At 65.5% G+C, this 25416-nt stretch carries 21 protein-coding genes; 17 read left to right on the top strand and 4 right to left on the bottom strand.

Translation table 11 applies throughout. The features are described 5' to 3' along the window. Window positions 1-25: 25 nt before the first annotated feature. The 5 genes from LQF09_RS16860 to LQF09_RS16840 all read left to right on the top strand — a co-directional run bounded on the left by LQF09_RS16860 (window position 26) and on the right by LQF09_RS16840 (window position 4503). Window positions 26-595 (top strand): chorismate--pyruvate lyase family protein, encoded by a 570-nt coding sequence (locus tag LQF09_RS16860; RefSeq protein ID WP_270068516.1) that lies wholly within the window; start codon window positions 26-28, stop codon window positions 593-595. Further along, on the top strand, window positions 592-1473 hold the full coding sequence (gene ubiA / locus LQF09_RS16855) for a 4-hydroxybenzoate octaprenyltransferase (protein WP_002943094.1): 882 nt from the start codon (window positions 592-594) through the stop codon (window positions 1471-1473). Before LQF09_RS16860 ends, ubiA begins: the two co-directional genes overlap by 4 nt. 77 nt (window positions 1474-1550) lie before the next feature. Continuing rightward, entirely contained in the window at window positions 1551-2375 is an 825-nt protein-coding gene (gene pyrF / locus LQF09_RS16850) for an orotidine-5'-phosphate decarboxylase (RefSeq protein ID WP_002943093.1), read from the top strand. Window positions 2376-2472: 97 nt separating this feature from the next. Then, window positions 2473-3963, top strand: coding sequence for a 4-hydroxy-3-polyprenylbenzoate decarboxylase (gene ubiD, locus LQF09_RS16845; protein WP_270068515.1), 1491 nt, complete (start codon window positions 2473-2475; stop codon window positions 3961-3963). A 126-nt stretch (window positions 3964-4089) separates the two neighbouring features. Then, window positions 4090-4503 (top strand): DUF4870 family protein, encoded by a 414-nt coding sequence (locus LQF09_RS16840; RefSeq protein ID WP_002925785.1) that lies wholly within the window; start codon window positions 4090-4092, stop codon window positions 4501-4503. Here LQF09_RS16840 and dacB read toward each other — a convergent pair whose 3' ends face one another. Further along, the gene (gene dacB / locus LQF09_RS16835) at window positions 4504-5961 is read right to left on the bottom strand and encodes a D-alanyl-D-alanine carboxypeptidase/D-alanyl-D-alanine endopeptidase (protein WP_002943078.1); all 1458 of its coding nucleotides are present in this window, start codon (window positions 5959-5961) and stop codon (window positions 4504-4506) included. Window positions 5962-6092: 131 nt separating this feature from the next. Here dacB and LQF09_RS16830 point away from each other — a divergent pair, with 131 nt between their 5' ends. Then, the gene (locus LQF09_RS16830) at window positions 6093-6458 is read left to right on the top strand and encodes a hypothetical protein (protein WP_002925787.1); all 366 of its coding nucleotides are present in this window, start codon (window positions 6093-6095) and stop codon (window positions 6456-6458) included. A 48-nt stretch (window positions 6459-6506) separates the two neighbouring features. On the opposite strand, the gene lysA is transcribed toward LQF09_RS16830, so the two are convergent. Further along, a complete protein-coding gene (gene lysA, locus LQF09_RS16825; protein ID WP_270068514.1) occupies window positions 6507-7787 on the bottom strand; it encodes a diaminopimelate decarboxylase in 1281 nt (426 codons plus the stop codon). Further along, entirely contained in the window at window positions 7784-7951 is a 168-nt protein-coding gene (lptM, locus tag LQF09_RS16820; protein ID WP_232431661.1) for an LPS translocon maturation chaperone LptM, read from the bottom strand. The genes lysA and lptM overlap by 4 nt, the downstream gene beginning before the upstream one ends. A 45-nt stretch (window positions 7952-7996) precedes the next feature. On the opposite strand from lptM, the gene cyaY reads away from it, so the two are divergent. Beyond that, on the top strand, window positions 7997-8323 hold the full coding sequence (gene cyaY, locus LQF09_RS16815; RefSeq protein ID WP_002943073.1) for an iron donor protein CyaY: 327 nt from the start codon (window positions 7997-7999) through the stop codon (window positions 8321-8323). Window positions 8324-8329: 6 nt separating this feature from the next. Here cyaY and LQF09_RS16810 read toward each other — a convergent pair whose 3' ends face one another. After that, a complete protein-coding gene (locus tag LQF09_RS16810; RefSeq protein WP_002925793.1) occupies window positions 8330-10747 on the bottom strand; it encodes a penicillin-binding protein 1A in 2418 nt (805 codons plus the stop codon). Window positions 10748-10933: 186 nt separating this feature from the next. Here LQF09_RS16810 and LQF09_RS16805 point away from each other — a divergent pair, with 186 nt between their 5' ends. The 10 genes from LQF09_RS16805 to LQF09_RS16760 all read left to right on the top strand — a co-directional run bounded on the left by LQF09_RS16805 (window position 10934) and on the right by LQF09_RS16760 (window position 25349). Further along, the gene (locus LQF09_RS16805) at window positions 10934-12010 is read left to right on the top strand and encodes a pilus assembly protein PilM (RefSeq protein WP_002925794.1); all 1077 of its coding nucleotides are present in this window, start codon (window positions 10934-10936) and stop codon (window positions 12008-12010) included. Continuing rightward, window positions 12007-12600, top strand: coding sequence for a PilN domain-containing protein (locus LQF09_RS16800; RefSeq protein WP_002943065.1), 594 nt, complete (start codon window positions 12007-12009; stop codon window positions 12598-12600). The genes LQF09_RS16805 and LQF09_RS16800 overlap by 4 nt, the downstream gene beginning before the upstream one ends. Further along, window positions 12597-13274, top strand: a complete 678-nt coding sequence (locus tag LQF09_RS16795; protein WP_002925796.1) for a type 4a pilus biogenesis protein PilO — start codon at window positions 12597-12599, stop codon at window positions 13272-13274. The genes LQF09_RS16800 and LQF09_RS16795 overlap by 4 nt, the downstream gene beginning before the upstream one ends. After that, window positions 13274-13792: a pilus assembly protein PilP gene (locus LQF09_RS16790; RefSeq protein ID WP_002925797.1), complete on the top strand. Its 519-nt coding sequence runs from the start codon at window positions 13274-13276 to the stop codon at window positions 13790-13792. Before LQF09_RS16795 ends, LQF09_RS16790 begins: the two co-directional genes overlap by 1 nt. After that, the gene (gene pilQ, locus LQF09_RS16785) at window positions 13789-16011 is read left to right on the top strand and encodes a type IV pilus secretin PilQ (RefSeq protein WP_198291828.1); all 2223 of its coding nucleotides are present in this window, start codon (window positions 13789-13791) and stop codon (window positions 16009-16011) included. The genes LQF09_RS16790 and pilQ overlap by 4 nt, the downstream gene beginning before the upstream one ends. Before the next feature lie 86 nt (window positions 16012-16097). Next, window positions 16098-16628 (top strand): shikimate kinase, encoded by a 531-nt coding sequence (locus LQF09_RS16780; RefSeq protein WP_002925799.1) that lies wholly within the window; start codon window positions 16098-16100, stop codon window positions 16626-16628. Further along, window positions 16616-17698 carry a 3-dehydroquinate synthase gene (aroB, locus tag LQF09_RS16775; protein ID WP_270068513.1) on the top strand — a complete coding sequence of 361 codons (1083 nt, stop codon included), beginning with the start codon at window positions 16616-16618 and terminating at the stop codon, window positions 17696-17698. Before LQF09_RS16780 ends, aroB begins: the two co-directional genes overlap by 13 nt. 38 nt (window positions 17699-17736) lie before the next feature. Next, on the top strand, window positions 17737-18861 hold the full coding sequence (locus tag LQF09_RS16770; RefSeq protein ID WP_002925801.1) for a deoxyguanosinetriphosphate triphosphohydrolase: 1125 nt from the start codon (window positions 17737-17739) through the stop codon (window positions 18859-18861). 341 nt (window positions 18862-19202) lie between these two features. Next, window positions 19203-23885 carry a glutamate synthase-related protein gene (locus LQF09_RS16765; RefSeq protein ID WP_002925802.1) on the top strand — a complete coding sequence of 1561 codons (4683 nt, stop codon included), beginning with the start codon at window positions 19203-19205 and terminating at the stop codon, window positions 23883-23885. Further along, window positions 23886-25349 carry a glutamate synthase subunit beta gene (locus LQF09_RS16760; protein WP_002925803.1) on the top strand — a complete coding sequence of 488 codons (1464 nt, stop codon included), beginning with the start codon at window positions 23886-23888 and terminating at the stop codon, window positions 25347-25349. The last annotated feature ends 67 nt before the right edge of the window (window positions 25350-25416 follow it).

Here is a 25416-nt window from a genome sequence, read left to right as displayed (position 1 = left end):
CCGGCCTCCGTCCGTTTCTCTGTTCATGCGCACCCGAATTCACCACGAAACCTGGCACCCGGTGCCGCCGCGCGCCACGCTGCCGCCGCTGCTGCGCCCCTGGCTGACCGATCCCGCGTCGCTGACGGCCCGCATCAAGGCGCGTTGTGGTCGTTTCGCCGTGCGCGTGCTGCGCCAGGGCTTGGGTCAGGCCCAGCGCGACGAAGCTGCGGTGCTTGGCCTGCGTCCGGGTGAGCGGGTGTGGGTGCGCGAGGTGCTGCTGATGGCCGATGGCCGGCCGGTGGTCTTCGCGCGCTCCCTGCTGCCGCGCGCCAACGTGCGCGGCGCGTGGAATCTGTTCCACGGTCTTGGCGCACGGCCGCTTGGCGCCGCACTGTTTGCCGACCCTGCCATCGCGCGCTCGCCGCTCACCTGCGCCCGGCTCGACCGCCGTGACGCGCGCTATCATCGGGCAAGTGCCGTGCTTGCCTCCACCACCAGCGCCGGGGGCCTCGGGCACGACCTGTGGGGACGGCGCTCATTGTTCCGCCTTCACGGCCGTGCGCTCATGGTGAGCGAGTTCTTCCTGCCCGCGATCTTCGACCTGTCACAATGATCCAGACGATGCCTCTCGCCGACCGCCTGCCCCTGTATGCCCGCCTGATGCGCATCGACAAGCCGATCGGCACGCTGCTGCTGCTGTGGCCGACACTATGGGCGCTGTGGGTGGCGGCAGAGGGCTGGCCGCCGCTGCACATCCTGCTCATCTTCGTGCTCGGCACCTTTCTGATGCGTTCGGCCGGCTGCGTGATCAACGACTATGCCGACCGCGACTTCGATGGCCATGTCGAGCGCACTGCCAACCGGCCGCTGGCGACCGGTGCGGTGAGCACGCGCGAGGCGCTGTGGCTGGCAGGGGGGCTCGCCGTGCTTGCCTTCCTGCTTGTGCTGCCGCTCGACGCGCTGGTGATCTGGATGTCGATACCCGCGCTCTTTCTCGCCGCCAGCTATCCCTTCACCAAGCGCTTCTTCGCGCTGCCGCAGGCCTACCTGGGCCTGGCCTTCGGCTTCAGCATCCCGATGGGTTTTGCGGCGGTGCAGGGCACGGTTCCCGCCCTCGCCTGGCTGATGCTGCTCGCCAACACCTTGTGGACCATCGCCTACGACACCGAGTACGCCATGGTCGACCGCCCGGATGATCTCAAGATCGGCATCAAGACCTCGGCCATCACCTTCGGCTGCTTCGACGTGGCCGCGGTCATGCTGTGCTACGCGGGCGCAATTGCCCTGCTGGCTGTCGTGGGCGGGATGATCTCGGCGGGGGCGGCCTACTACCTCGGCCTCGTCCTCGCGGCCGGCATCGCCGGCTACCACTATGTCCTGATCCGCGGCCGCGAGCGTGCGGCGTGCTTCAAGGCCTTCCGCCACAACAACTGGTTCGGTGCCGCCGTGTTCGCCGGCATCGTCCTCGACCATCTGCTGCGCGCGGCTTGAGCGTCGTGCGTCGTGCCCGAACCCCCTTTGCGCTTGCCCCCCCTTTTGCGCCTGAACGCCTCTTTCCGGACCTGCCCATGCACTTCATGACCGCCCTCCAGGCTGCCTGGCAGCAGCGCGACAGCCTGCTCTGTGTCGGCCTCGACCCCGATCCTGCCAAGCTCCCGGCCCATCTGCAGGGTCGACCCGATGCCATTTTCGAGTTCTGCAAGGCCATCGTGGACGCCACCGCCGACCTGGTGTGCTGCTTCAAGCCGCAGATCGCCTATTTCGCGGCCCACCGTGCCGAGGACCAGCTCGAGGCGCTGATCGCCCACATCCACGCCGCCCATCCCGCCACCCCGGTGATCCTCGACGCCAAGCGTGGAGATATCGGCAGCACGGCCGAGCAGTACGCCGTGGAGGCTTTCGAGCGCTTCAAGGCCGATGCCATCACGGTCAACCCTTACATGGGGCGCGATTCGGTCGACCCCTATCTGGCCTGGCCCGACAAGGGCGTAATCCTGCTCTGCCGCACCTCCAACCCGGGCGGTTCGGATCTCCAGTTCCTCGAGGTCGACACCCCGCACGGCCGCATGAAGCTCTATGAGCACGTGGCCCGTACCGTCGCCGAGGACTGGAATGCCAGCGGCAATTGCGGCCTCGTGGTCGGCGCCACCTTCCCGGCAGAGATCGCGCGCGTGCGCGAACTCACCGGGGACATGCCGCTGCTGGTGCCCGGCATCGGTGCCCAGGGCGGCGACATCGCCGCCACGCTCACGGCGGGCCGCACGGCGAACGGCACCGGGCTGATGATCAACTCCTCGCGCGCCGTGCTCTATGCCGGCAAGGGCGAGGACTTCGCCGATGCCGCGCGCCAGGTGGCGCTCGACACCCGCGACGCGATCAACGCCCAGCGCTGAGCGCGCGCACGCCACCGCGGCTGCAACTTCCAGCCGGATGCGGCGTCCACCAGCGCCCGTGCCTGCCGTGGCCCGCATCCATCACGAGACGCCCAGCATGAAATACGACGACCTCCGCGACTTCATCTCCCAGCTCGAGGCGCGCGGCGAGCTCAAGCGCATCACCGTTCCGGTCGACACCCACCTTGAGATGACCGAGATCGCCGACCGCGTGCTGCGCGCGGGTGGCCCCGCGCTGTTGTTCGAGAAGCCGGTGACCAAGGGTGTGGCGCAGTCCATCCCGGTGCTCGCCAATCTCTTCGGTACGCCGCAACGGGTGGCGATGGGCATGGGTGAGGACGTCGCCGACGGCAACTGGAGCACGCCGCTGCGCGAAGTCGGCAAATTGCTCGCCTACCTCAAGGAGCCCGAGCCGCCCAAGGGCCTCAAGGACGCCTGGGAGAAGCTGCCGGTACTCAAGCAGGTGCTGAACATGGCGCCCAAGGAGGTCCGTTCCGCCCCCTGCCAGCAAGTGGTGTGGCAGGGCGACGAGATCGACCTCGCCAAGCTGCCGATCCAGCACTGCTGGCCGGGGGATGCGGCGCCACTGATCACCTGGGGCCTGGTGGTGACGCGTGGGCCGCACAAGAAGCGTCAGAACCTGGGCATCTACCGTCAGCAGGTGATCGGCCGCAACAGAGTGATCATGCGCTGGCTGGCGCATCGCGGCGGTGCGCTGGACTTTCTCGAGCACCAGCGCGCGCATCCGGGCGAGTCTTTCCCGGTGTCGGTCGTGCTCGGCTGCGATCCGGCCACCATCCTCGGTGCCGTGACGCCGGTGCCGGATACGATCTCTGAGTACCAGTTCGCCGGTCTGCTGCGCGGTGCCAAGACCGAGCTGGTGAAGTGCATTGGCAACGATTTGCAGGTGCCGGCATCGAGCGAGATCGTGCTCGAAGGCGTGATTCATCCGAACGACATGGCGCCCGAAGGGCCGTACGGCGACCACACCGGCTACTACAATGAGGTTTCCGACTTCCCGGTGTTCACCATCGAGCGCATCACCATGCGCCGCGAGCCGATCTACCACAGCACCTATACCGGCAAGCCGCCCGACGAGCCGGCGATGCTGGGCGTGGCGCTGAATGAAGTCTTCGTGCCGCTGCTGCAGAAGCAGTTCACCGAGATCGTCGATTTCTATCTGCCGCCCGAGGGTTGCTCCTACCGCCTGGCGGTGGTCAGCATCAGGAAGCAGTACCCGGGCCACGCCAAGCGCGTCATGTTCGGCATCTGGAGCTTCCTGCGCCAGTTCATGTACACCAAGTTCATCATCGTGGTGGACGAGGATGTGAACATCCGTGACTGGAAGGAGGTGATCTGGGCGCTCACCACGCGCATGGACGCCACTCGCGACACCACCCTGGTCGATAACACGCCGATCGACTATCTCGACTTCGCCAGCCCGGTTGCCGGCCTGGGCAGCAAGATGGGCCTGGATGCGACCAACAAGTGGCCGGGTGAGACCAACCGCGAGTGGGGCACGCCGATCGTCATGGACGACGCAGTCAAGGCGCGGGTGGACGCGATGTGGGGCGAGCTCGGACTGTAGGCGGCAGACCGGCCAGCTTGCGTCTTGCAGTTGCGTTGTCTGCGGATTCGCGGCATGGTCCGCGCTTCGCCCACCCACCCATCCGGCGCGGACGCCTTGGCGCGGTCCGCGCTACGAGGAGCCTCGATGAACAGCCCCCACCCGGCCCCGCTGGCCGCCGGCCAGCCGTCCGAGAACATGGTCACGGTGACCCATCTGGTGTATGCCCTGCACGCCTTCGCGGTGTTCACCGCGGTGGCCGGCTCGGCGACCATCATCTTCAGCTTCATTGCCAGCCTGCCGTCGATCGCGGCGGTGGTCATCAACTATTGGAACCAGACGGCGGTACGCGGTACCTGGCTTGAGAGCCACTTCCGCTGGCAGATCCGCACCTTCTGGTTCGCAGTGATGTGGGTCGCTGTGGCGGTGCTGATGGTGCTGACCGTGATCGGCGTGCCCTTCGCCATCCTGGTTATCCTGCTCGCCGGGCTGTGGATCCTGTACCGCGTGGTGCGTGGCTGGTGGGTGCTGACGCAGCGGCGCGGCCTGCCGATGGACTGATCAAGGCGTTGCCGTCCACAGCCATTCGAGCAGGGCATCCTGTGCCGCGGCGCTGTTGTGGGCCTCAGGGTGATTGACCATCATCACCACCGCATGGCGGTGGCCATTACGGTCGAGCAAGTAGCCGCCGATCGCTCGCACGCCGTTGAGCGTGCCGGTCTTGATGTGGGCCTGGCCGTTGGCCGGGCTGCCCGCCAGGCGGCGGCGCGCCGTGCCATCTACGCCCGCCATTGGCAGCGCGGCGATGTACTCGGGCATCCACGGACGCTGCCAGGCCGCCACCAACATGCGGCCGAGGCTGTCGGCGCGGATGCGCTCGATGCGGGACAGGCCGGAGCCGTTGTCGATGACCAGCCCCTCGGTGGCGATGCCTGCGGCGGCGAGCTGGGCGCTCGCGACGCGTGCGCCGCCGACCACCATGTCCGCTGCGTCCTGATGCGCCGTCCCAAGGCTGGCCAGTAACTGGCGCGCGATGACGTTGCTCGACCACTTGTTCATGTCGCGGATGATTTCGGCAAGGGGCGGCGAATCGTCGCTGAACAGCGGTTGCGTGCCGCTGGCCGGACGCACGCCCGCACGCACGCTGCCGCCCAGGTGTCCGCCGACTTCGCTCCACAGCGCGGCGACCAGGGCGACACCGAATTCGGCTGGTGGGAGAGGTGCGGCACTCCATGTGCGCGGGCCGCAGGCGGCGGGCAGGGTGCCGCTCAGCACCAGTCGACGCCCGCCTTCGATGCTGGCCTGCAGGTCGCGGTACCAGGTCCCGCAGGGGGCACTGGAGGTGAGGATGCGGTTGTCGATGACGATGCCGGCGAGCGGCGGCTCGGCGGCAAGGGTGACCGGCTCGTTGGCGCCCTTGCCCGGGTAGAGTCCGAGCAGCAGGGTGTTGTAGTGCAGCAACAGGCCGTGTGGACCGCTGTTGTAGGGGCGCAGGCCGCGTCCGTCGAAGGCATCGGGGTCGTGGGGTGGCAGGCGTAGCGCTGATGCATCGAGCACGATGTCGCCCTCGATGCGCTCGATACCCAGTGCACGCAGCCGGCGCAGCAGTTTCCACAGGCGGTCATAGCCGAGCACCGGATCGGCGCCGCCGACGAGGAAGAGGTCGCCGTGCAGCACGCCTTCGCGTACGCGCCCCGTCATGGCAATCTCGGTGCGCCAGGTATGCGCCGGGCCGAGGTGCTCGAGTGCAGCGAAGGCGGTGACCAGTTTCATCACCGAGGCGGGGTTCATCGCGCGCTCGGCGTTGACTGCCAGTGTAGGCTGAGCGCCGGTGTCGACCGGCTGCACCCAGATGGAAACCGCATCCACCGGAATTCGTGCGGCGTCGAGTGCGAGTCGCACGCTGGCCGGCAGGGTGGTGCTGGCACTGGTTTGTTGCGCTGCACAGAGCATCAGCGCGAGTACGAAGGCCTTGCTGATGCGCGTAAAAATAAGACTTATCCTGCGGAAATGCGTCATGTTCGTGCCGGATTCACTGACGATCTGGCTGCAGACTGGATTAGCATTGCAAACATAAGGCAATGGAAATCACGCAATGCAGCATGGGTTGCGTTACCAGCGGCACACAGCTTGCCGGAAAGGATCGGATTATGAGCGGATTCGGACACTACGAGCGCACTGCAGACGAGCTTGAGCGCGAGATCGTCAAGCGCGGCATTGCAATCGGCATCGACTGGCAGGATGCCGCGCGCCTGCGTGAGCTGGCGGCGAGAGCGCTGAGCTGCACGCCGGGTTGCATGATGAAGATGCTGCGCAGTCCCATTCGACAGGAAAAGCTAACCGGAGAGCTGTTCGCGCTTTCCGAGCTGATGTTCGAGAACATGCGCCAGAGCGCGGAGGTGGGCATGCATACCCACGGTGGGCCGGCCTGGAAGGCATTTGGGCGCGCCCTCTATGAGGCCTACGACGCCGGGGTGGTGCGCGACGCCGACCCTGTTCCCGCCATGGAGGGGTGAAGCTGCGATGAGGGTGAACGGGGCCGGCGCGGGCACGGCCCCACTGCGTCAGGCCAGCGTGCGTTCTGCGGCAAACAGTTCGGCAACGGTCTCGCGGCGGCGGATCTCGTGCATTTCGCTGCCGTCGATGAGCACCTCTGCCGCACGCGGGCGGGTGTTGTAGTTCGAGCTCATCGTCATGCCATAGGCGCCGGCGGACAGGATGGCGAGCAGATCGCCGGCGTTGACCTTCAGACTGCGGTCATGGGCAAGGAAATCGCCACTTTCGCAGATCGGTCCGACAATTTCGTACACCTGCTCGTCGCCGTCATGCGGGGTTACGGCGACCACCTCGTGCCAGGCATCGTAGAGCGCTGGACGGGCAAGGTCGTTCATGGCGGCATCGACGATCGCGAAGTTCTTCGTCTCGCCCGGCTTGAGGTACTCGATGCGGGTGAGCAGCAGGCCTGCGTTGCCGACCAGGGAGCGTCCGGGCTCGAAGCACAGCTCTTCCTCGCGCCCTTCGAATACAGCCAGCAGGGGGGCGAGGTAGTCGGCCACCGTCGGCGGCATCTCGTCACGGTAGCGGATGCCAAGTCCGCCGCCGAGGTCGATGTGCTCAAGGGCAATGCCCGCGGCACCGAGCCGGTCGACCAGATCGAGCAGCTTCTGTGCGGCCTCGGCCATCGGTGCCGGGTCGAGGAGCTGGGAGCCGATGTGGCAGGCGATGCCTGCGACGCGCAGGTTCGGCAGCGCGGCTGCGCGCTGATAGAGCGCGAACGCGTCGGCGAAGGCGACGCCGAACTTGTTGCCCTTCAGTCCGGTCGAGATGTAGGGGTGGGTCTTCGGGTCGACATCGGGATTCACGCGCAAAGCGATCGGTGCCGTGCTGCCGAGTTCGCCGGCCACGGCGTTCAGGCGCTCGAGTTCTGCCGCAGACTCGACGTTGAAGCAGCGGATGCCCGCCTCGAGGGCGATGCGCATCTCGGCTGCGGTCTTGCCGACGCCGGAGAAGACGATGCGGTCGGCACGTCCGCCTGCGGCCAGCACGCGTGCAAGCTCGCCTGCCGACACGATGTCGAAGCCGGCGCCCAGGCGCGCGAATACCGACAGGATGCCCAGGTTCGAGTTGGCCTTGACCGCATAGCACACCAGGGCGCGGCGGCCGGCGAGTGCCTCTTGCCATGCCGTGAAGGCCGACTCGAGCGCGGCCCGGGAATAGACGTAGGTGGGCGTGCCGAAACGCGCTGCGATGTCGGCCAGCGGCCGCTCCTCGAGCCAGAGTGCGCCTTCGCGCAGCTGCAGCGTGGGTACCGGCAGGTTGGGGCAGGCAGGGGTGTTGGCGTTCATTCGATCAGGCGTTCCGGGCGCAGGTCCGCAGGGACGATGGGTTTGTTATGATCGGCGCCCGCCGGGGCCTGTCCGCCGGGGGCAGGCAGGTAGAGCGGGCCTTTGATGCCGCATGCCGACAGCAGCGCGCAGGCAAGCGCGATCGCGGTGAGTTTGGCTCGCATGGCCGTCATTCTGGAAAAACCGGAATCCTAACAGAAGGAATCAGCATGGAAGAGTCTGCATTCAACGCCCTTGCCGAAGCCGAACTCGCCCGCATCGAGACCGCACTCGAGGCGTGTGGGGCGGACATCGATATCGAACCCAAGCCGGGCGGCATCCTCGAGCTCGAGTTCGACAATGGCAGCAAGATGATCATCAACCGTCACACCGCCGCGCGGGAGATCTGGGTTGCGGCGAAGTCGGGCGGTTTCCACTTCCGCTTCGAGGGTGAAAGCTGGGTCAATACGCGTGACGGCCGTGAGCTGTGGGCCATGCTTGCGGACCTCGTTGCCGCCCAGGCCGATCAGCCCGTGCAGCTGAATCCGCAAGCCTGAGCGAGCTCAGCGCCCGATGGGGGTCGGCATGCGATCCACCACGGGTGCCGGAGCCTGAGCCGGAGGGGGCAAGGGGGGCAGGCGCGCAGGCGGCGCGGGCGGGATCGCCTCGCTGGGGGCTTCCATGGCCGGTGAGGTGTCGGCTGCGAACATCTGTTGCAGCCAGTCCGGCGCGGCAGGCGGCTCGGGGGGCGCGTATTCCGCGTAGTGGAAGTCCTGTCGCGTACCCAGGCCATTGTCGACCAGGATCAGCCCGTTGGGGCGTGGCAGCTGCGTTTCGGGCACGCCTTCCAGGGCGCTGGCCATGTAGTTGATCCAGATCGGCAGCGCCGCCGCGCCGCCCGTCTCGCCGCGCCCCAGGTTGCGCGGCTGGCTGTGGCCGACCCAGGCCACGGCTACGAGTTCGGGGTGATAGCCGCAGAACCAGGCGTCGACATAGTCGTTGGTCGTCCCGGTCTTGCCGGCCAGGTCGGTGCGCTTGAGGCTGCGCGCGCGGGTCGCCGTGCCACTCTGGACCACGTCGCGCATCATCGAGTCCATGAGCCAGGCGTTGCGGGCGTCGATCACACGCGGTGCGCTCTGGCCTGCGACCGGCGGGTCGGTGCGGGCGATCAGGCGACCGTTGCCATCGTAGATCTCCTTCACGATGTAGGGCTCTATGCGATAGCCGCCGTTGGCGAATACCGCATAGCCCGCGGCCATCTCCCAGGGCGTCGCTGCGCCTGCGCCCAGTGCCAGCGTCAGGTAGGCCGGGTTGCGCGCGCCATCGAAGCCAAAGCGGGTGAGGTAGTCGCGGGCATACTCCGGGGTGATCTGCTCGAGCAGGCGGATCGCGACCATGTTCTTGGAGCGTGCGAGCGATTCGCGCAGGGTCATCGGCCCGGCATAGCGGCCGTCGTAGTTCTTGGGCTCCCAGGCCTTGCTGCCGGTGACGCCGGCCGGGTAGTAGAGCGGTTCGTCGGCAAGCACGTTGCCCGGGCCGAACTCGCGCTCGAGCGCAGCCGAGTAGATGAAGGGCTTGAAGCTCGATCCAGGCTGGCGCAGCGCTTGGGTGACGTGGTTGAACTTGTTGCGATTGAAGTCGAAACCGCCAACCAGGGCGCGCACCGCGCCAGTGCGCGAGTCGATCGACACGAGGGCGGCCTGCACCTCGGGTAGCTGGGCAATCTCCCAGGCGTCGTTGCCGCTGTTGCGCAGGCGCACGACAGCGCCGGGGCGGATGCGGCGGCTCTGTGGCGCCTTTTCGGCGAGCATGGGGGCAACGAAGGCGAGGCCTTTGCCGCTGATCGTGATCTGCTGGCCTCTGCGGTAGGCAACGACCTCCTTGGGCGAAGCCTTGACGACCAGTGCCGCGAGCAGGTCGCCATGGTCGCTGTGGTCGCTCAGCGCTTCGTCCAGGCGCGCGGCGTCGACCATTCCCGAGGGCAGGTCGACAAATGCCTCCGGGCCGCGGTAGCCGTGGCGGCGGTCATAGTCGAGCACGCCGCGACGCAGGGCGGCATAGGCGGCCTCCTGGTCCTTGCGGGTCACCGTGGTGACGATGCGGATACCCAGTTCGTAGGCCTGCTCGCCGAACTGTTCGACGGCAATCTGGCGCGCCATCTCCGCGACATGGTCGCCGGGCACGACGATGTCCTGGTTCTTGCGGGCAGCCGCGATGTCGCGCTGGCTCTGCTTCGGGGTGGCGAATGCAAGCGCCTCTTCGTATTGCGTACTACTGATATAGCCAGCCTCGAGCATGCGGCGCAGCACGTATTGCTGGCGTACCGCTGCGCGTGCCGGATTGACGATCGGGTTGAAGGCGGAGGGCGCCTTGGGCAGGCCGGCAAGCATGGCCGCTTCGGGCAGGTTCAACTGGTCGAGTGTCTTGCCGTAGTAGGCGCGCGCAGCTGCAGAGAAGCCATAGGCGCGCTGCCCGAGGAAGATCTGGTTGATGTAGAGCTCGAGGATCTGGTCCTTGCTGAGGTTCTGCTCGATCTTGAGCGAGAGCAGGATCTCGTAGAGCTTGCGGTTGTAGGTCTTCTCGCGCGAAAGAAAGAAGTTGCGCGCAACCTGCATGGTGATCGTCGATGCGCCCTGGCCGCGGCCTCCGGTCGATAGATTGGCGATCGCCGCGCGCGCAAGACCGACCAGGTCGATCCCGGGGTGCTCGTAGAAACGCTCGTCTTCGGCGGCCAGGATGGCGTGCTTCAGCGTCGACGGAACGTCGGCGATGCGAACTACATCACGGCGTTCTTCGCCGAATTCGCCGATGAGGTGGCCGTCCGCCGTATATACTCGCAGCGGCACGCGCGGCCGGTAGTCGGTGAGCGTGTCGAGGGCAGGGAGATTCGGCCAGGCAAAAAAGGCCATCGCCGCAAGTGTGGCGAGGCCGAGAGTGATCAGCGCAAGCAGCGCTGTGATCGGATACAGGACCCAGCGCATGGGAAATCCGGGGTTGTGGCAGGTGGGCAGGCATTATAAGGGAAGCGCAAGTCTGGCCCCAGTCGATCCTGTATGCAGCATGTGTCAGAAATGCAGTTTGCTTTACACCCCATGGCCTTGTTGCTAGCATTCTAGAAGCCTGCTCAGGTTCTGCGCGTAACATAAAGAAATGTAAGGACTTTCTTTGTGATTGAAATCCCCTTTCTCAGCTCAGCGGCACGTCAGCTTGCCGGGCTCGACATCTCGTCCTCATCGGTCAAGCTGGTCGAGTTGTCCGGGGGTGACAAGGACGCTTACAAAGTCGAGCGCTACGCAATCGAGTCCTTGCCGCGTGATGCCGTCGTCGACGGCAACATCGCCAACCTTGAGGCGGTCAGCGAGGCGATCAAGCGCGCGTTGCGCCGTTTCGGTGGCAGCGTCCGCAATGTTGCGGTGGCCCTGCCGTCGTCGTCGGTCATTACCAAGAAGATCATCCTGCCTGCGGGCTTGCGCGAAACCGAGATGGAGTTCGCCGTCGAGTCCGAGGCCAATCAGTACATCCCGTTCGCACTCGAGGAGGTCAATCTCGACTTCCAGGAGATCGGGCCGGCGCCCGGCAGCCAGGGTGACGTCGAGGTGCTGATTGCCGCGTCGCGCAAGGACAAGGTCGAGGATCGGGTTGCCGTGGCCCAGGCTGCCGGGCTCAAGGCGGTCATCGTCGATGTCGAGTCGCTCGCCACCGAGGCCGCGCTGGAACTGGTCTGCCGCCAACTGCCACGCGCAGGCGCCGATCAGGTCGTCGCCCTGGTCGATGTCGGTGCCAATGTCATGAACGTCACGATGTTTCGCAACGGGCAGTCGCTCTATGCACGCGAGCAGGCCTTCGGTGGCGTGCAGCTCACCCAGGACATTGCGCGCCAGTATGGCATGAGCTTCGAGGAGGCCGAGACCGCCAAGCGCGCCGGGTCATTGCCCGACAGCTATGCGCGCGACCTCCTGCGGCCTTTCATGGACAGCCTGGCGCTCGAGGTTTCGCGCGCGCTGCAGTTCTTCTTCACCTCTACACAGTTCAACCAGGTCGATCACATCGTGCTTGCCGGCGGCTGTGCCGTGATGCCCGGCCTTGGTGATGTGGTCGGGGCGCGCACCCAGGTCGACACCATCATCGCCAACCCGTTTGCCGGCATGACGATCAATGCCAAGCTGCGGCCCAAGAGCCTGCTGGCCGATGCGCCCTCGCTGATGGCGGCTTGCGGCCTCGCGCTGCGGAGGTTCGACGCATGATCCGCATCAACCTGCTCCCCCATCGCGTCGAGAAGCGTCGCCAGCGCCGTCATCAGTTCTACGCGGTCTCCGGGCTCATGATCGTGCTTGGCGCATTGATCGGTTTTGTCGTCCATGCGGTTTACGAGGGCTACATCGACAGCCAGCGCGAGCGCAACAACTTCCTGAAAGCAGAGATCGCAAGTCTCGATCGCGACATCGCCGAGATTCGACGCTTGCGTGGGCAGATCGACGCCATGCTGGCGCGCAAGCAGGTCATCGAGTCGTTGCAGACGACGCGGGCCGAGACCGTCCATTTGTTCAATGAACTGGCGCATCGCATGCCGGACGGTGTCTATCTGAAGTCCATCCAGCAGAATGGCCGCCGCGTGACGCTGGTTGGGTATGCGCAGTCAAACGCGCGAGTTTCGCACCTGATGCGCAACCTCGAGTCTTCTCCCTTCCTCGAGTTGCCGGTCCTCGTCGAGGCCAAGGCGGCGAGGCTGGACTCCCGGCGAGTCAGTGAGTTCACCCTGGGTATCGGCATCCGGCAGCCCAGCGCGGAAGTCACGGAAGCCGCTGCCGGTGGCGCCACGGGAGCGACGCAATGAGTACCGGTACCAGACTTGGAAAGGGCATCGATCTTGATCGCCTGGTGAATGACTTCAAGGGTCTGGATCCCAATGATCCGGGCTTGTGGCCGCTCGCGCCTCGGGTGGCTGTGTTCGTCGGCTTGTTCGTGCTGACGATTGCCGGCTTCTGGTGGTTCGACTGGCAGGACCAGGCCGCTTCGCTAGAGCGCGTGCGCGCCGAGGAGCAGCAGCTGAGGGACAGCTGGATCGCCAAGAAGCGGCAGGCGGTGAATCTGGAAGAGCACCGGCGGCAGCTTGCCGAGATCGACCGTCAGTTCGGCGCGCTGCTCAAGCAACTGCCCAATCGTGCGGAGATGGACTCGCTGCTGTCGGACATCAACCAGGCGGGCCTGGGTCGTGGCTTGCAGTTCGAGCTGTTCAAGCCGGGTGCTGACGTGGTCAAGGAGTTCTACGCCGAGATGCCCATCGATGTCAGGGTTCAGGGGGTCTATCACGACCTTGGCGAATTCGTCGCCGATGTCGCGCGCATGCCGCGAATCGTCACGCTCAACAACGTCGCCCTGGGAGCGGGCGAGGATGGCAAGCTCAAGTTCGAGGCCAAGGCGACCACCTATCGTTATCTCGACGAGGAAGAGCTCGCCCAGCAGCGCCAGGCGGCTCAGGCTGCAGCGGCAGCGCAGAGGAGCAGATGATGAAGAGGGCTTCATTGGTCGCGGCCTGCGCATTGCTTGCCGGGTGTGCCGGTGGCAACCAGGACGATCTGCAGGCATGGATGACCGAACAGGCGCGGACGATGCGTGGCTCGGTCATGCAGTTGCCCGAGTTGTTGCCGCTGGCCGTTGTCGATTATGCGGGTGTTCAGGGCGACGACCCTTTCCGGTCGGCACGCATGGAGCCCGAACGGCGTGCTGCGAGTGCGCTGAGGCCTGACATGGACCGCCGCCGCGAGCCTCTCGAGGCTTACCCGCTCGAATCCATGCAGATGGTGGGTGTCCTTGAGCAGGGCCGTACCGTACATGCCCTGGTGAGCGTCAATAACACCCTCCACCAGGTAAAGGTCGGACATTACATGGGACAGAACTTCGGGGTCGTCACCGCCATCAGCGAGAGCGAAGTGACCTTGCGCGAACTCGTCGAAGACGTCTACGGCGACTGGGTCGAAAGGACCAGTTCGCTGGTATTGCAGGAGCAGCAGGAGACCAGAAAATGAGACATCGAATCGGAATGCTGCTGCTGGCGGCGATGGTCGCCGGCGTAGCGCCCGTGCCTTCTGCCCTTGCGCAGGGGGCGGAGCAGGCGCAGGCGCTGTCGAACCAGATCGAGGGGCTGGAGGTTGCCGAGCAGGGGGGCACCCTGTATGTGCGCCTGACCCTGAAGGAGCCGCTGACAGCTGTGCCGCCCAGCTTCAGCGTGGCCAATCCGGCGCGCATCGCCTTCGACTTCGCTGGCACGGCCAACGGGTTGGGTCGCAACGTTCAGGCCATCGACCAGGGTGACCTGCGCAGTGCCAACATCGTGCAGGCTGGCGATCGCACGCGGCTGGTGCTCAACCTCGTACGCATGAGTCCCTACGAGACGCGCGTCGAGGGACGCGACGTGATCGTCGCCATCTCGCCGGTCAACGTCCAGGCTGCGCGCGCGAGCGTCGCCTCGGAATCGCGTGGCAATTTTGCCGAGGCTCCGGTTGCCGCCGCGTCGGCGTTTGCGGTGCGTGACATCAATTTCCGGCGTGGCACCGAGGGAGATGGCCGCGTCGTCGTCGATCTTTCGAGTGCGGATACCGGTATCGACATCCGCCAGCAGGGCGGCAATCTCGTCGTTGATTTCCTCAAGACGTCGCTGCCAGAGCATCTGCGCCGGCGTTCGGATGTCACCGACTTCGGCACTCCGGTGACTTCGATGACGGCGCAGCAGGTCGGCGACCGCGTCCGCCTCACAGTCACGCCCAACGGCTTGTGGGAGCACAACGCCTACCAGAGCGACAACCGCTTCGTGCTGGAGGTCAAGCGACTGGTCGAGGATCCGAACCGCCTGGTGCAGGGGGCGGCGCGTGGGCAGTACCAGGGCGAGAAGCTGTCGCTCAACTTCCAGAACGTGGACGTGCGTTCGGTGCTGCAGGTCATCGCCGACTTCACGAACTTCAACATCATCACTTCCGACTCCGTTCAGGGTGGCCTGACGCTGCGACTGAAAGACGTGCCGTGGGACCAGGCGCTCGACATCATCCTCCAGGCCAAGGGTCTGGACATGCGCAAGAACGGCAACGTGATCTGGGTCGCGCCGGGTGACGAACTGGCAGCGCGTGAGCGCCTGCAACTCGAGGCGCGGGCTCAGGTCAAGGATCTCGAGCAGTTGCAGACCGAGAGCTTCCAGATCAACTACCACAAGGCCAAGGAGATCTTTGATTTCCTGAAGAGCAAGGACCAGACCATGCTGTCCTCGCGTGGTAGCGTGGTGGTCGACGAGCGCAGCAACAAGGTCTTCGTGACCGATGTGGCGTCCCGTCTCGATGCGCTGCGGCGTCTGGTTCAGGAGATTGACGTTGCGCCCCGGCAGGTGTTGATCGAGGCGCGCATCGTCGAGGCCAGCAAGACCTTCTCGCGCGAAATCGGTGTCCGCCTTGGCCTTGGCAGCCTTGGGACTGCAAAGCTCGGCAACCTGGGTCAGGTCGGGTTCGGCAAGTCGGCGTTCGGAACGAGAGCGCTGGAGGTTGTCGGCCAGCAGCCCACGGATCCCCAGCCGGGCGATCCCGTGATTCCGGGCTTCATCCGCGAGACCTTCAGGCCCGGAACGACATCGGTCAACTCGATTGGTCAGGTGGTGACTCAGGGCGGTGACGTCGTCAGCGGGCGGCCGGTTGCCGGCGCCTTTGGTGCGCTGAATCTGACCCTCTTCAACAACAGCCTGACGCGCTTCCTCAATCTCGAACTGCAGGCGCTCGAGGCCGATGGCCGTGGCCGAGTCGTTTCCAGTCCGCGTGTGCTGACGGCCAACCAGGTCGAGGCTTCGATCGAGCAGGGTACCGAGATTCCCTATCAGGAGGCGTCGAGCTCCGGTGCCACCAGCGTTTCGTTCAAGAAGGCCGTGCTGGCGCTGAAGGTGAAGCCGCAGATCACACCAGACGGGCGGCTTCAGTTGTCGATCGAGGTGAACAAGGATCGTCCGATCTATGAACGGGCGCTGCTCGGTGTGCCGCCGATCGAGACCAAGAACGTCAAGAGCGAGGTCCTGGTCGAGAACGGTGGCACCGTCGTGATCGGTGGCATCTACGAGGAAGAGGAGTCCACTGGGGTGGACAAGGTGCCGGTGCTCGGTGACGTGCCGGTGCTGGGGCATCTGTTCAGGGCGCAGAAGCGGGTCTCCGACCGCAAGGAACTGCTCGTCTTCATCACGCCGCGTATCGTTGCCGATTCTCTGACGCTCCGCTGAGCGGCGGCGGCAGCTGTTACAATGCCGGGGCGGGCATTCCGAAAGGGTGCCCGCCCTTTTTCATCTCGACTTCCGGCGAGTCACGCGTGAGCTGTCTGATACTGATCGGCATGATGGGCGCCGGCAAGACCACGGTAGGCAAGGAGCTGGCGCGGCGGCGCAAGCTGCGCTTTGCCGACTGCGACCACGAGATCGTTGCCCGTACCGGGGTGACTATCCCGACCATTTTCGAAATCGAGGGCGAGACGGGTTTTCGGCGTCGTGAGACGCAGATGATGGATGAGCTGACCCTGGAGCCGGACATCGTCATCGCCACCGGTGGCGGCGTGGTGATTGCCCCCGAGAACCGTGCGCTGATGCGCGAGCGTGGTGTGGTGGTTTACCTCAACGTGCCGCCGCAGATCCTGTACGAGCGCACCCGCCACGATCGCAACCGCCCGCTGCTTCAGGTGGAGAACCCGCGCCAGCGCATCGATGAACTCTACCGTCAGCGCGATCCGCTCTATCGCGAGGTGGCCCACATCATCGTCGATGGCGGGCGCACGAATCCCGGAACCATGGTGCGCCTGATCGAGGACGCGCTGAAGAAACGCGAGCACAGTACATGCAGACCCTGAACGTCGCTCTCGGCGATCGCGCCTATCCCATTCACATTGGTCGCAGCCTGCTCGGGCGAGCCGATTTGATCCTGCCCCACCTCAGGACGCGACGCGTGGCGATCGTCACCAACGACACCGTCGGCCCGCTCTACCTTGAGGCCCTGAGCACGGCGCTGGCGCAGGCGGGGGTTGGCGTCTCTGCGGTCAGCCTGCCGGATGGCGAGGCCTACAAGGACTGGGAGACCCTCAACAGGATCTTCGACATGCTGCTTGCCGAGCGCTGCGAGCGTTCCACCACCCTGATCGCACTGGGGGGGGGGGTCGTGGGCGACATGGGGGGCTTCGCCGCTGCCTGCTACCAGCGCGGCATGCCCTTCATCCAGGTGCCGACCACGCTGCTGGCCCAGGTCGACTCCTCGGTGGGCGGCAAGACGGCGATCAATCATCCACTCGGCAAGAACATGATCGGCGCCTTCTACCAGCCCCGCCTGGTGCTGGCCGACATCGATACGCTGGCCACGCTGCCTGATCGCGAGCTCTCTGCAGGCCTGGCCGAGGTCATCAAGTACGGGCTGATTCGCGACCCCGAGTTCCTCGCCTGGCTTGAGCAGAACCTTGAGCGCCTGGTGGCGCGCGACGCCGATGCGCTGGCGTATGCGATCGAGCGTTCCTGCCGCAACAAGGCCGAGGTGGTGGCTGCGGATGAGACTGAGCAGGGCGAGCGCGCGCTGCTGAACCTCGGCCACACTTTCGGCCATGCGATCGAGACCGGCCTTGGCTATGGCGAATGGCTTCATGGCGAGGCGGTGGCTGCCGGCACCATGATGGCAGCGGAGTTGTCGCGTCGTCTCGGTTGGCTGGGCGAAGCCGAGGTCGCGCGAGTTGGCGCGCTGTTCGAGCGTGCGCGGCTGCCTGTGTGGGGGCCGCTGCTCGGGGCTGAGCGCTATCTCGAGCTCATGGCGCACGACAAGAAGGTGGAGGCGGGGCGCCTGCGCCTCGTGCTGCTGCGTGAGCTGGGGCGTGCGGTGATCCACGGCGATGCGCAGCAGACCGATATCGCCGCCGCCATCGAGGCGCGCTGCCGCTGAGCGCTTGCGCGTTGCGAGTCTGAACAGAGGAGATGCCGATGCTGCAGCTTGCGCCGTACGCGGTCACCGAACACAACTCGCGTGGCCGTGCCCACGACGAACCCGTGCCGGTGGCGCGCGGTCAGTTCCAGCGCGACCGTGATCGTATCGTGCATTCCACTGCGTTTCGTCGCCTCGAGTACAAGACCCAGGTGTTTGTGAATCACGAGGGCGACCTGTTTCGAACCCGCCTTACTCACAGTATCGAGGTGGCGCAGATCACCCGTGGCATCGCCCGCCAGCTTGGGCTTAACGAGGATCTCGCCGAATCCATCGCGCTTGCCCACGATCTTGGCCACACGCCTTTCGGCCATGCCGGCCAGGAGGCGCTCAATGCCTGCATGCGCGACCACGGCGGTTTCGAGCACAACCTGCAGTCGTTGCGCACGGTGGACGTACTCGAGGACCGCTATGCCGCCTTTGACGGCCTGAACCTCATGTTCGAGACCCGCGAGGGCATCCTCAAGCACTGCTCGCGCGCCAATGCCGAACGCCTGGGCGATGTCGGTCGGCGCTTCCTCGAAGGAACCCAGCCCTCGCTCGAGGCCCAGCTCGCCAATCTTGCCGACGAGATCGCCTACAACAACCACGATGTGGACGATGGGCTGCGCTCGGGCCTGATCACGCTCGAACAGCTCGAAGAGGTCGCTCTGTTCGCCGCGCAGCGTCGCGAAGTCGAGGCGCGCTGGCCCGGGCTGGCGGGACGCAAGCTGATCAACGAGACCGTGCGCCGCATGATCCATCTGATGGTCATCGATCTGCTCGAGCAAACGCGCGCCAATGTCGCCTCAGCCGGTGTCGCCTCGCTCGACGACGTTCGTCGCGCGCCCCGCCTGGTGGCGTATTCCGAGGCGCTGCTGGTGCAACTGCGCGAACTCAAGGCCTTCCTGCGCGAGAACCTTTACCGCCACTACCAGGTGCTGCGCATGACGAACAAGGCGCGCCGCATCGTCAGCGATCTGTTTGCCGCGTTCATGGACGATCCGCACATCCTGCCGCCGCAGTACCAGGCGATGGCGCGCGATGACAAAGCGCGGGCCATCGCCGACTATATCGCGGGCATGACCGACCGCTACGCCATGAAGGAGCATCGGCGCTTGTTCGCCGTTGGCGAGATCCACTGATTCGTGCCACATGCACCCGCCCAATGGCGCACAGGAATACCTTGCTCCAGATCGCTGCCGCAGTGCAAAAAAATTCTTGAACCCAGCGTTTTGCGGGCGTATAGTTTTTTTCGTCAACAGCCTGTCTGGTGGCGGTGTCCAAAATGGTGCATGCGGGCTATTTGCCCAATCTGCCTGGTCATCCAAAAGCTGTTTTTGCACCAAGTTGGTGCAAATCACAAAGCCGGTGCGCGCGCGCCCGGCTTTTTTGTGCGCGTTCGGTTTTATCGGACCTGACTCCGGTCCGACTGGCCTCCCTGGGCTCCTGCGCGTGATCTTGCGTGTCGTTTGAGGAAAAGAAGATGGATCAGCCCCAAAAGCAGGGTCTGTACGACCCCGCCAACGAACATGATGCCTGTGGCGTGGGTTTCATCGCCCACATCAAGGGCGAGAAACGTCATGACATCATTCTGCAGGGCCTCGAAATCCTGAAGAACCTCGACCACCGCGGTGCGGTTGGTGCCGACCCCCTGCAGGGCGACGGTGCCGGCATCCTGATCCAGATCCCCGACCAGCTCTACCGCGAACAGATGGCCGCCCAGGGCGTGACCCTGCCGCTGCCTGGCGAGTACGGCGTCGGCATGGTGTTCATGCCCAAGGAAGCCGCCTCCCGCCTGGCCTGTGAAGAAGAGATCGAGCGTGCGGTGGTGGCTGAAGGGCAAGTCGTGCTCGGCTGGCGCGACGTCCCGGTCAATCACGACATGCCGATGTCGCCGACGGTGAAGGCCAAGGAGCCGGTGATCCGCCAGATCTTCATTGGCCGCGGTGCCGACGTCATGGTTACCGAAGCGCTGGAGCGCAAGCTCTACGTTGTGCGCCGCCGCGCCGCCAATGCCATTGGCGCGTTGCAGCTCAAGCACGGCAAGGAGTTCTACATGGTGTCGATGTCGGCACGCACTGTGAACTACAAGGGCCTGCTGCTCGCGAACCAGGTCGGCGAGTACTACCTGGACCTGGTCGATCCGCGTGCGAACTCGGCGCTGGCCCTGGTGCACCAGCGTTTCTCGACCAACACCTTCCCGAAGTGGAACCTCGCCCACCCGTTCCGCTACATCGCCCACAACGGCGAGATCAACACGCTGCGCGGCAACTACAACTGGATGCGCGCGCGCGAGAAGGGCGTGCATTCGCCGCTGCTTGGCGACGATCTGCAGAAGATCTGGCCGCTGATCTACCCCGGTCAGTCCGACTCGGCGTCGTTCGACAACGCGCTCGAACTGCTGGTGATGAGCGGTTATTCGCTCGCCCACGCGATGATGATGATGATCCCGGAGGCCTGGGAGTCGCACACGCAGATGGACGAGAAGCGCCGTGCCTTCTACGAGTACCACGCGGCGATGATGGAGCCGTGGGACGGTCCCGCTGCGGTCGCCTTCACGGACGGCCGCCAGATCGGCGCCACCCTCGACCGCAACGGCCTGCGTCCGGCGCGCTATCTGGTTACCGACGACGACCTGGTCGTCATGGCCTCCGAGTCCGGCGTGCTGCCCATCCCCGACAGCAAGATCGTCAAGAAGTGGCGCTTGCAGCCGGGCAAGATGTTCCTGATCGACATGGAGCAGGGCCGCATCATCGGCGATCAGGAGATCAAGGAGTCGCTTGCCCACGCTCGCCCCTACGCCGACTGGCTGCGCCGCATCAACATCAAGCTCGACACGCTGGAGGCGCCTGCGGTGGTCGACGCCGCCGCTGCTGCGGAGCGCGTCGAGCCGCTGCTCGACCGTCAGCAGGCTTTCGGCTACACCCAGGAGGACATCAAGTTCATCCTCGAGCCGATGGGCAAGAGTGGCGAGGAAGGCACTGGCTCGATGGGCAACGACTCGCCGCTGGCGGTGTTGTCCTCCAAGAACAAGCCGCTGTACAACTACTTCCGTCAGCTCTTCGCACAGGTCACCAACCCGCCGATCGACCCGATCCGCGAGCAGATGGTGATGTCGCTGGTGTCCTTCATCGGCCCGCGTCCGAACCTGCTCGAGATCAACGAGATCAACCCGCCGTTCCGCCTCGAGGTCAGCCAGCCCGTGCTCGACTTCGCCGGCATGGCCAAGATCCGCAACATCGCGCGCTACACGCAGAACAAGTTCCGCTCGGCCGAACTTGATATCTGCTATCCGGCCGAGTGGGGCAACGAAGGCGTGGAGGCGCGCCTGGCTTCGCTCTGTGCCGACGCCGAAAACGCTGTGCTGGGCGGTACCAACATCCTGATCGTGTCCGACCGCAAGCTGGCCGCCGACCGCGTCGCCATTCCGGCGCTGCTGGCCTTGTCCGCGATCCACCAGCACCTGGTGGAGAAGGGCCTGCGCACGCGCACCGGCCTGGTGGTCGAGACCGGCTCTGCGCGCGAGGTACACCACTTCGCGGTGCTCGCCGGCTACGGCGCCGAGGCGATCCATCCCTACCTCGCGCTCGAGACGCTCGAGCACATGGCGGGCGATGCCGAAGCCGCCGCCAAGTACGTCAAGCATTTCGTCAAGGCGGTCGGCAAGGGCCTGATGAAGGTCATGTCCAAGATGGGCATCTCGACCTACATGTCCTACACCGGCGCGCAGATCTTCGAGGCCGTCGGCCTCAAGCAGGCACTGCTCGACAAGTACTTCACCGGCACCACCAGCCAGGTGGAGGGTATCGGCGTGTTCGAGGTGATGGAAGAGGCCATCCGTTTGCACAAGGCCGCGTTCTCGGCCGACCCGGTACTGCACGACATGCTCGATGCCGGTGGTGAGTACGCCTTCCGCATCCGCGGCGAAGAGCACATGTGGACGCCGGACGCGATCGCCAAGCTGCAGCACGCCACGCGCTCGGGCAAGGCCGACACCTACAAGGAATACGCCAAGATCATCAACGACCAGGGCAAGCGCCACATGACGCTGCGCGGCCTGTTCGAGTTCAAGACTGCGGCCACCCCGGTGCCGCTGGACGAGGTCGAACCCGCCAAGGAAATCGTCAAACGCTTTGCCACCGGCGCCATGTCGCTTGGCTCGATTTCCACCGAAGCCCATACCACCCTCGCGGTGGCAATGAACCGCATCGGCGGCAAGTCGAACACCGGCGAGGGCGGCGAAGACCCGATGCGCTTCAAGCCGCTGACCGAGGCCATCCGCCTGTCGCAGGTGATCGGTGAGAAGCGCATTGCGCGCGACCTCGAGCTCAAGGCTGGCGACTCGCTGCGCTCGGCGATCAAGCAGGTGGCCTCGGGCCGCTTCGGCGTCACCACCGAGTACCTGGTCAACGCCGACCAGATCCAGATCAAGATGGCCCAGGGCGCCAAGCCCGGCGAAGGCGGCCAGCTGCCCGGTCACAAGGTCTCGGAGTACATTGGCTTCCTGCGCCACTCGGTGCCCGGCGTCGGCCTCATCTCGCCGCCGCCGCACCATGACATCTATTCGATCGAAGACCTGGCCCAGCTCATCCACGACCTCAAGAACGCCAACCCGGTTGCGAGCATCTCGGTCAAGCTGGTGTCCGAGATCGGCATCGGCACGGTGGCCGCAGGCGTGGCCAAGGCCAAGGCCGACCACATCGTCGTCGCCGGCCATGACGGCGGCACTGGCGCCTCGCCGTGGAGCTCGATCAAGCACGCCGGTTCGCCGTGGGAGCTCGGTCTGGCCGAGACCCAGCAGACGCTGGTGCTCAACCGCCTGCGTTCGCGCATCCGCCTCCAGGTCGACGGTCAGATCAAGACCGGCCGCGACGTCGTCGTCGGCGCGCTGCTCGGCGCCGACGAGTTCGGCTTCGCCACCGCGCCGCTGGTCGTCGAAGGCTGCATCATGATGCGCAAGTGCCACCTCAACACCTGCCCGGTTGGCGTCGCCACCCAGGATCCGGTGCTGCGCGCGCGCTTCCAGGGCCAGCCCGAGCACGTCGTCAACTACTTCTTCTTCGTCGCCGAAGAAGTGCGCGAGCTGATGGCCCAGCTCGGCGTGCGCAAGTTCGACGAGCTCATCGGCCGCGCCGACCTGCTCGACATGAAGCAGGGCATCGCGCACTGGAAGGCACAAGGGCTGGACTACTCGCGCATCTTCTACCTGCCGCCGGTGCCGGCCGAAGTGCCGCGACTGCACACCGAGACCCAGGACCACGGCCTCGAGGGCGCGCTCGACCAGCAGCTGATCGCACTTGCCAAGCCGGCGCTCGAGAAGGGCGAGAAGGTCAACATCGACCTGCCGGTGCGCAACATCAACCGCACGGTCGGTGCCATGCTCTCCGGACAGGTTGCGGCGCGCTACGGCCACGCCGGCCTGCCCAACGACACCATCCACATCCGCCTCAACGGCACCGCGGGCCAGAGCTTCGGCGCCTTCCTGGCACGTGGCGTGACGCTCGAGCTGGTGGGCGAGGGTAACGACTACGTCGGCAAGGGGCTGTCGGGTGGGCGCATCGTCGTGCGTCCGAAGGCCGAGTTCCGCGGCAGCACGCCGGAGAACATCATCGTCGGCAACACCGTGCTCTATGGCGCCACCGAGGGTGAGGTGTACTTCGCCGGCGTTGCCGGTGAGCGCTTCGCAGTGCGCAACTCCGGCGCCACTGCGGTGGTGGAAGGCGTGGGTGACCATGGCTGCGAGTACATGACCGGCGGCACCGTGGTCGTGCTCGGCCAGACCGGCCGCAACTTCGCCGCCGGCATGTCGGGCGGCGTGGCCTATGTGCTCGACGAGGACGGCACTTTCGAGCAGCGCTGCAACATGGCGCAGGTTGCGCTCGAGCCGCTGCCCGACGAGATCGCTGCGCGCAAGGGCTCGGAGTCGGGTGACGATCTCGAATCCCATGGCCGTGTCGACATCGACCACCTGACGATGGGCGACGAGCTCATCCTCAAGGGCCTGATCGAGCGCCATGTCCGCTTCGCCGGCAGCGTGCGCGCCCGCGAGATCCTGAACAACTGGGCCACCTGGCGGAAGAAGTTCGTCAAGGTGTTCCCGCATGAGTACCGTCGCGCGCTGGCCGAGATGGCCGAGGCGCGTGAAGCAGAGAAGGAGGCCGCATAAATGGGCAAGCCCACTGGATTTCTGGAGCATCAGCGTCTGTCAGAGGCCTATGAGCCGGTCGACAAGCGCCTGAAGACCTACAAGGAGTTCGTCCTGCGCCTGACCGACGAGCAGGCATCGGTCCAGGGCGCGCGTTGCATGGACTGTGGTATTCCGTTCTGCAACAACGGCTGCCCGGTCAACAACATCATTCCGGACTGGAACGACCTCGTGTATCGCGGCCACTGGCGCGAGGCGATCGAGGTGCTGCACTCGACCAACAACTTCCCCGAGTTCACCGGCCGTATCTGCCCCGCGCCCTGCGAGGCCGCGTGCACGCTGAACATCAACACCGACGCGGTGGGCATCAAGTCGATCGAGCACGCCATCATCGACAAGGCCTGGGAAGAAGGCTGGGTGTTGCCGCTGCCGCCCGAAACCCGGACCGGCAAGAAGGTTGCGGTGGTCGGTTCCGGCCCGGCGGGCCTGGCGGCTGCGCAGCAGCTGGCACGCGCCGGCCATGACGTTACCGTGTTCGAGAAGAACGACCGCATCGGCGGCCTGCTGCGCTATGGCATCCCCGACTTCAAGATGGAGAAGGGCCTGATCGACCGCCGTGTCGAGCAGATGCAGGCCGAGGGCGTGCGCTTCCGCACCGGTGTGCTCGTCGCCGCGAAGGACATGCCGGCCGGCATCGTCAATGATGCCAAGGAAGTCATCAGCGCCGAGCAACTGCAGAAGGACTTCGATGCCGTGGTGCTGGCAGGCGGCGCCGAAGTGCCGCGCGACCTGCCGGTGCCGGGGCGCGAGCTCGGTGGCGTGCATTACGCGCTCGAGTTCCTCATCCCGCAGAACAAGCAGGTCGCCGGCGACAAGCCCAACCCGATCTCGGCCAAGGGCAAGCACGTGGTGGTGATCGGCGGCGGTGACACCGGTTCCGATTGTGTCGGAACCTCGAACCGCCACGGTGCGGCGAGCGTGACCCAGTTCGAGCTGATGCCGATGCCGCCCGAGCAGGAGAACAAGCCGCTGGTGTGGCCGTACTGGCCGACCAAGCTGCGCACCTCCTCCTCGCACGAGGAAGGCTGCGAGCGCGACTTCGCTGTCGCGACCAAGGAGTTCATCGGCAAGAACGGCAAGGTCAAGGCGCTCAAGGCCTGTCGCCTGGAGTGGAAGGACGGCAGGATGTCCGAGGTGCCGGGCTCCGAGTTCGAGATCAAGGCCGACCTCGTGCTGTTCGCCATGGGCTTCACCCAGCCGGTGGGCGGTGTGCTCGAGGCCTTCGGTGTCGACAAGGACGCGCGCGGCAACGCCAAGGCGACCACCGACGGTGAAGGCTGCTACACCACCAACGTGCCCAAGGTATTCGCCGCCGGCGACATGCGCCGTGGCCAGTCGCTGGTCGTTTGGGCAATCAGGGAAGGTCGCCAGTGCGCCCGCGCGGTCGACGAGTTCCTGATGGGTGAGAGCCTGCTGCCGCGCTGATATCCTCTGCGCTGAAGCGATTCGCGAAAGGCGGTCTGCGGGCCGCCTTTTTTACGACTGTGTTTTG

Origin of the sequence: Thauera sp. WB-2, assembly GCF_027594845.1 — a bacterium.
In the GTDB taxonomy this organism is placed as follows: domain Bacteria; phylum Pseudomonadota; class Gammaproteobacteria; order Burkholderiales; family Rhodocyclaceae; genus Thauera; species Thauera mechernichensis.
This window is presented reverse-complemented; position numbering and strand designations above follow the sequence as displayed.